This is a genomic window from Sphingomonas sp. PAMC 26621 (assembly GCF_000251145.1).
Taxonomy (GTDB): domain Bacteria; phylum Pseudomonadota; class Alphaproteobacteria; order Sphingomonadales; family Sphingomonadaceae; genus Sphingomonas.
In genome coordinates this window covers 111,750-118,804 of sequence record NZ_AIDW01000022.1, presented here as the reverse complement: position 1 = coordinate 118,804, position 7,055 = coordinate 111,750, and the positions used below count along the sequence as shown (strand labels likewise).

The 7,055-nt window shown below is 62.8% G+C and carries 6 protein-coding genes; 3 read left to right on the top strand and 3 right to left on the bottom strand.

Annotated elements, in window-relative coordinates:
- Window positions 1-401 (top strand): IS630 family transposase (locus RI03_RS13295; RefSeq protein ID WP_010217911.1); only part of this gene is annotated, 401 nt, incomplete at its 5' end.
- A 75-nt stretch (window positions 402-476) separates the two neighbouring features.
- Window positions 477-1,679 (top strand): carbohydrate porin, encoded by a 1,203-nt coding sequence (locus RI03_RS13290; RefSeq protein WP_238542362.1) that lies wholly within the window; start codon window positions 477-479, stop codon window positions 1,677-1,679.
- A gap of 322 nt (window positions 1,680-2,001) precedes the next feature.
- On the opposite strand, the gene RI03_RS13285 is transcribed toward RI03_RS13290, so the two are convergent.
- The gene (locus RI03_RS13285; protein WP_010217909.1) at window positions 2,002-4,074 is read right to left on the bottom strand and encodes a catalase; all 2,073 of its coding nucleotides are present in this window, start codon (window positions 4,072-4,074) and stop codon (window positions 2,002-2,004) included.
- Between the two features lie 246 nt (window positions 4,075-4,320).
- On the opposite strand from RI03_RS13285, the gene RI03_RS13280 reads away from it, so the two are divergent.
- Window positions 4,321-5,598, top strand: coding sequence for a hypothetical protein (locus tag RI03_RS13280; protein WP_010217908.1), 1,278 nt, complete (start codon window positions 4,321-4,323; stop codon window positions 5,596-5,598).
- A gap of 207 nt (window positions 5,599-5,805) precedes the next feature.
- Here RI03_RS13280 and rplA read toward each other — a convergent pair whose 3' ends face one another.
- A complete protein-coding gene (gene rplA / locus RI03_RS13275) occupies window positions 5,806-6,504 on the bottom strand; it encodes a 50S ribosomal protein L1 (protein WP_010160414.1) in 699 nt (232 codons plus the stop codon).
- 4 nt (window positions 6,505-6,508) lie between these two features.
- Complete coding sequence (gene rplK / locus RI03_RS13270; RefSeq protein WP_010160412.1) at window positions 6,509-6,940, bottom strand: 50S ribosomal protein L11; 432 nt, start codon at window positions 6,938-6,940, stop codon at window positions 6,509-6,511.
- Window positions 6,941-7,055 lie beyond the last annotated feature (115 nt).

Sequence of the window (7,055 nt, the reverse complement as noted above, 5' to 3'; positions counted from 1 at the left end):
CCTACATCTACGGCGCCATCTGCCCAGCCGAGGGCAAGGGAGCGGCCCTGGTGCTCCCGCGCTGCAATACCGAAGGGATGACGCTGCACCTCGCCGAGATATCCGCCGCCGTGACGCCCGGCGCCCATGCCGTGCTGATACTTGACCAGGCAGGCTGGCATCTCTCGGCGGGGCTGATCGTCCCGGCCAACATCACGCTGCTGCCGCTGCCGGCAAAATGCCCCGAGCTCAACCCGGTCGAAAACGTCTGGCAGTTCATGCGCGACAACTGGCTGTCGAACCGCATCTTCAAATCCTACGACGACATCCTCGACCATTGCTGCTTCGCCTGGAACCGCCTCACCGATCAGCCGTGGCGCATCATGTCCATCGGACTGCGGTCGTGGGCCCATCGGTCCTGATCAGAGAGTCTTGGTATCAGTCGTTAATGCACGACCCCAAGCGCCTCGTCCAATCGGTCCTTCAGACAGGACCAAATGCTTTACAATCTGCAAACTCGGATAATGCAGCTTCTCGCGGCATCGCTAACTATTGGTGGTGCGGTACCGGCGTTTGGAGAGGACGCGCCGCCTTCGGTCGTGCTCAGCTCTCGGCTGACCGGCGACGTCAACGGTGTCGTGCGTGGGGCGGCTGGCACGGGCGTGCGCGTTCTGACCAATCTCGATGTAGTCGCAGTTGTCGATCTGGGTACGCTGCTGGCGTGGCGTGGCGCGCGGGTCAAACTCCATGTGCTCGACAATCGGGGTGGTGATCCCAATGGCTTGGCTGGCACATTGCAAGGCGTCGACAATATCGAGGTCGGCCGAAATCGGACCAAGCTTTACCAGGCATGGATCGAGCAGGACCTGTTTGGCGGCAAGGCGGCGCTGCTGCTTGGCCTGGCGGATCTCAATGCCGATTTCTACCAGGACGATTCCGCTGGGGTCTTGCTGGCACCGGCATTCGGCATTGGGTCCGAACTTGCCGCAACCGGGCCTAACGGGCCGTCGATCTTTCCGTCTACCGCTTTGACCGCGCGGCTCCGCGTCACGCTGGGCGCACACGGATACGTCAAGGGTGCCGTCGTCGATGCCAAGTCGGGAGTTCTGGGCGATCCGGGCGGCGTCGATTGGCGCATGCGCGAGGGAGCTTTATTGATCGGGGAGGCCGGCTGGACGGGGCATGGCAAGGTTGCGGTTGGCTATTGGCGCTACACCAAGCGGCAGGAAGATATTCGCCTGATCGGGGCCAATGGCTTACCCGCGAAGGCAGTTTCTGAAGGTGCCTACCTGCTGATCGACCAGCCAGTGACTTCAAGCACTGCGCGTGGGCCGGCCATCAGTCTGTTTGCGCGCATCGGCCTTTCCGACGGAGCGACGACACCATTTCGCGGCGGCTGGCAATTCGGAACGCTCGTCGGCAAGGTCTTCCCATCCAGGCCAAACAGCCAGTTCTCGATCGGTATCAATCGGGGCCAACTGTCGGAACGCTATAGGGCCAATTCCGCTGATGCTCAGTTCACCTTGTCGCATGGGGAGACTGGCGTCGAGGCCACCTACTCGGACCAAGTAACGCCCTATTTGCGGCTTCAGCCGGATCTTCAATATGTCGTACACCCATCGGGCAATCCAGCCGCGCGGGACGCTATAATCGTAGGGCTTCGGATCGTGTTCATTGGGAGCAAAATGATATCCCGGTAAAGCGCAGACTGCTACTTCGCGGTTTCCACCGCGAATCTGCGTTCTCCTAAATTACTTTGGTTCTGTCCTTACCCCTGTTTCACATCGGTCGGTCACATGCGCCTGGAGGGATGAATGGGTGGCTTTGCGAAGGTCAGAGCCCCAGATATGACGTGCGATGCTGGACTACTTCGTCTGTGACCGCCATTGGCTGGAGGCGGAACGACTGCATTATAAGTTCATGGCCTAGGCAAATATCTACAGTCCGTGACGGCGATAAACCACGAAAAAGGCCCGGTGCAAATCGCACCGGGCCTTTTCCATTACCCTATCGCCTCAGCAATCAGGCGAGATCGCGCACGCTAGGCTCGCGCGCCCAGAAGCGCTTCGCCGCTGCCCTCGCGAAGCCCGCGCCCAGATCGGTCACGCCTTCGTCCTTCTCGACGCCGGCCTTGTCGAGCAACGGCTGCGCCGCTGCGCTCGCACCGACCGCCTTGAGATGCCCGAACGCGTCCATCGCGAACTGGACCGCCGCGCCCTGCTTGAGCAGCATCGCGCAACCCTCGGCCGACAGCGCGATCGCGACGGCGTCGAAGATCTGCGACGGCGTACCGGCGAGCTGGCCGTCGGCCTTGCGCTTGCTGCCGTCCGACAGCGTTGCGCCGCCGACCTTGGGGGCGACCAGCACGGCCTTGCCCTTGGCGTCCTTGATCGACGCGACCAGCGCGTCGAGCTCGGCGGCGTCGGTGCCGTCCGCGATCAGGATGCCGACGACGCGGCCTTCCAGCGTCTCCTTCATGTTCTTCTGGATCGACAATGCGTCCGAACGCTTCATGTCGACCGGCTCGCGCGCGGCCTTCGCCTTTTCGGGCAAATCGATGTTGAGACCGTCCGCGACACGCTGCGCGAGACCCTCATCGACGTTGCGCAGATTGGCGACCAGCCGCGGCGGGACCTGATCGAGCAGGCCGACCTTCGACAGCTCGAACACGAACGACGACGCGATATGCGCCTGCTCGTTTTCGGTCGCCGAATGGAAGAACAGCCGTGCCTGGCTGTAGTGATCCGCGAACAGTTCCGAACGGACACGGAGCTTGTCGCCCGTCTCGTTGTCGCCGGTCGCGGCGTTGGTCGTGACATAGCCCTTGGTTGCGCTCTCACGCGGGCCGCCATCCTCGCCGTGCGCGGCAAGGCTGTTGGGCTCGTAGTTCGCCCGGCCCTTGGGGACCTTGGTCTGCATCATCCCGTCACGCTGGAAGTTGCCGGCCGGCGAACGCGGGCTGTTGATCGGGATCTGGTGGAAGTTGGTCGTCCCCAGACGCGACTTCTGCGTGTCGAGATAGCTGAACAGGCGACCCTGGAGCAGCGGATCGTTCGAGAAATCGATCCCCGGCACGACGTTGGTCGGCAGGAAGGCGACCTGCTCGGTCTCGGCGAAGAAGTTGTCGACGTTTCGGTCGAGCACCATTCGCCCGATGATCCGCACCGGCACGTCCTCTTCCGGGATCAGCTTGGTCGAATCGAGCACGTCATACGGCTGCGCTTCGGCAAACGCCTGGTCGAACACCTGGATGCCGAGTTCCCACTCGGGGAAATCGCCGCTGTCGATCGCCTCGAACAGGTCGCGGCGATGATAGTCGTTATCGGCGGCCTGGAGCTTGAGCGTCTCGTCCCAGATCGTCGACTGAAGGCCGAGCTTGGGCTTCCAGTGGAACTTGACGAAGCTGCTGTTGCCCTCGGCGTTGACGAGGCGGAAGGTGTGGACGCCGAAGCCTTCCATCATCCGCAGCGAGCGCGGCAGGGTGCGGTCCGACATCGCCCACATCAGCATGTGGGTTGCTTCCGGCATCAGCGATGCCCAGTCCCAAAACGTGTCGTGTGCGCTGCCGGCCTGCGGATAGGCGCGGTCGGCTTCCATCTTCACCGAATGGATCAGGTCGGGGAACTTGATTGCGTCCTGGATGAAGAACACCGGGATGTTGTTGCCGACGAGATCCCAATTGCCCTCGGTCGTATAGAACTTGACCGCGAAGCCGCGCACGTCGCGCGGGGTGTCGACCGAGCCTGCGCCGCCGGCGACGGTCGAGAAGCGTGCGAAGAGTTCGGTCTTCTCGCCCTTCTTGAACACTGCCGCGCGCGACAGGTCCGAAATGTCGTCGGTCGCTTCGAAATAGCCGTGTGCGCCCGAACCACGCGCGTGGACGATCCGCTCGGGGATCCGCTCATGGTCGAAGTGGAAGATCTTCTCGCGCAGGACGAAGTCCTCGAGCAGCGTGGGGCCGCGCGAACCGCTCTTGAGGCTGTTCTGGTTGTCGGAAACGGGGACACCGTGGTTGGTCGTCAGGACCGGCGCATCGCCTTGCGCCTGCTGATGCGTCTCGCCACCGTTGCCGGTGACCGTGTCGAAATCTGCCATGTAGGGAGCCTTCTTGGGGGTTCGGGCAGACGACGAATGCGGCGCGGCTAGGTTCCGTGAAAGATGATTGATCGAGATCGAGTCGCGCCATGATCGCATGCAATGGATGAGTTACAGTGTAGCCAAATCGGGTGGTCCCTGATCGAACCGCTTTCCGGAACGCGAAGCATGCCAACCGTTTCGTGCGTTCCAGAAATACGATAGTAATGGCCAGAATCAGATAGCCGATAAGGGGGAGGCCGGGGGGTGTCCGAACAAATCTACCGCAGCGACACACTCCTCGTTCGGCAGGTTCCGGTTGCGGGCTGCGATCGATGGGTCATCACCTTCGATCATTACAACATCGGACAGGGGCACGATCGAGAAGGGTTCGGCGAGTCCTTTCTACGGGCCAGCGGAATATCCGCGATCCACATCCTTGGTCGTGGCAACGACTGGTACCAATATAGTGATGTATTCGAGGCGGCTGCGGTTGTGCGGACCGCAACCGCGAGCGCGCAGCGCAGAGTCGCATACGGCTCCAGCATGGGCGGCTATGCGGCCCTGCGGCTTGCCGAAGCCGTCGGAGCGGATGCGGTTTTCGCGCTGTCGCCGCAATGGTCGATCGATCCGGCCATCGCGCCATGGGAGAACCGCTGGGGACAGGATGCGCATCGCATCCGTTGGTTGAGTGCCCTGAACGGGCCGCTTCGCTGCTCGGCGGAGAGCTTACTCGTTTACGATCCGCATCAAGCTCATGATCGACGCCATGCCGCTCACATCGCCGCGGAAGTATCCGTGCAATTGCTGCCAGTGCCATATTGTCAGCATCCAGCCACCACCTTTCTGGCCGAGATCGGCCTTCTGGGTGCGATCCTTAGCGACATGATCCACGAACGGTTCGATGCGCGCACGATGGCAGGAGAAATCAGGGCGAGGCGTTCGCGTAGCGGGGTCTATCTGGGGGCACTGGCCGAACGGCAACCGGACGTTCGTCCGCGCACCGCAATCGCGCTCGCGCGTAGTGCGCGGGCCGCGAACCCTACGCTAGATCTTGGTATGCTCAGTCTTGCCCGCGTGCTGACGCGGGCCGGCAATCATGCAGAGGCCCTGGCGGTCCACCGCGAGCTCGTGGCCAAGGTGAACCGTCTACCGATCTACCTCGTCCCGTTCGCCGAAGCGCTAGCCAGTGCGGGGGAGGGGTCCGAAGCCTGCGCAGTCGCTGAGGAGGTCGTGGCTGCCGAGTCAGGCGTTGGTCATCTGCGGTACTGGTATGCGCTCTTGCTGTGGCGGCAGGGCGAACGAACGGCTGCCGTCGCGCAATTGGCAAAGGCGGTGACGCTCAATCCGGCCGACCGTCGCTATCGTCGCAGGCTCCTTCGGTATCGTGGGATCCGGTACGCCTGCCTGATGCGTTACGTTGTCACTTTGCAATGGATGCGTAGGCCTGCCGCTGCCGGGATAAGCGCCTTCATGCGTCGGGAAAGACGACGAACGGGGAACGATGGCGTCGGAACCGCGCAGCCCCGCGCGCGCCACCCGTGACGTCGTCCCCCTATCGGTCATTCTCGCGAAGACCGGTATCCGTTATCGCGCGACGCGGACCCGCGGCACCGTCAGCCGTATTGATCCGAGCCTGCGCCAAGATGATGGACGGGTGGAAGGCAATGACGACGGCGCGTCGCCACCGCGCAAAGAAAAAGGGCCGGGGTTTCCCCCGGCCCTTTTGCATTCCGTTCGTCGAGCGAAGGCTTACGCCGCCGAAACCTCGGCGGTGTCGACCTTGATGCCGGCGCCCATGGTCGAGCTGACGGCAACCTTGCGGACATACTTGCCCTTGGCGCCCGTCGGCTTGGCCTTGACGATGGCGTCGACCAGCGCATCGAAGTTCGCGCGCAGGTCTTCGTTCGTGAACGATGCCTTGCCGATGCCCGAGTGGATGATCCCGGCCTTCTCGACGCGATATTCGATCTGGCCGCCCTTGGCTGCCTTGACCGCTTCCGCGACGTTCATCGTGACCGTGCCGAGCTTCGGGTTCGGCATCAGGCCCTTGGGACCGAGAACCTTACCGAGGCGACCGACGACGCCCATCATGTCCGGGGTCGCGATGCAGCGATCGAAATCGATCGTGCCACCCTGGACGATTTCCATCAGGTCTTCCGCCCCGACGACGTCTGCACCAGCGGCGCGGGCTTCGTCAGCCTTGGCACCCTTGGCGAACACGCCGACGCGAACCGTCTTGCCGGTGCCCTTGGGCAGCGTGACGACGCCACGGACCATCTGGTCGGCGTGACGCGGATCGACGCCGAGGTTCATCGCGACTTCGATCGTCTCGTCGAACTTCGACGTTGCGTGGGTCTTGGCGAGCGCGATTGCCTCGTCGATGCCGTACAGCTTCTCGCTGTTGATCGCGGTGCCGAGCGTTTTTGCCTTCTTGGTCAGCTTTGCCATGATCTCAGCCCTCCACCACTTCGAGGCCCATTGCGCGGGCGGAGCCTTCGATGATGCGGGTTGCCGCGTCGATATCGTTGGCGTTGAGATCCTTCATCTTCGCGGTCGCGATTTCCGAAAGCTGCGAGCGCTTGATCTTGCCGGCAACGGTCTTGCCCGGCTCCTTCGAGCCCGACTTGAGGCCAGCGGCCTTCTTGATCAGGAACGTCGCCGGCGGCGTCTTGGTCTCGAACGAGAAGCTGCGGTCGGCATAAACGGTGATGACGGTGGGGAGCGGCGTGCCGACTTCCTGGTCACCGGTCGACGCGTTGAACGCCTTGCAGAATTCCATGATGTTGACGCCGCGCTGACCCAGCGCAGGACCGATCGGGGGCGACGGGTTGGCCTTGCCGGCCGGCACCTGAAGCTTGATGTAGCCTGTAATCTTCTTTGCCATAAGGCGGTCTCACTCTGTCATGGGGCGCGGGCGCCGCGAGGGTGCCGTGCCCGGTTCAAGTTTAGCGGTTCTAGCGACGCCTCCATAAAGAGCCGCCTCCCGCAGATCCCAGCGA

Excerpts from the sequence above, each read along its gene's own strand:
- RI03_RS13290 (WP_238542362.1), top strand. The coding sequence starts at position 477 with ATGCTTTACAATCTGCAAACTCGGATAATGCAGCTTCTCGCGGCATCG.
- RI03_RS13285 (WP_010217909.1), bottom strand. The coding sequence starts at position 4,074 with ATGGCAGATTTCGACACGGTCACCGGCAACGGTGGCGAGACGCATCAG.
- rplA (WP_010160414.1), bottom strand. The coding sequence starts at position 6,504 with ATGGCAAAGCTGACCAAGAAGGCAAAAACGCTCGGCACCGCGATCAAC.
- rplK (WP_010160412.1), bottom strand. The coding sequence starts at position 6,940 with ATGGCAAAGAAGATTACAGGCTACATCAAGCTTCAGGTGCCGGCCGGC.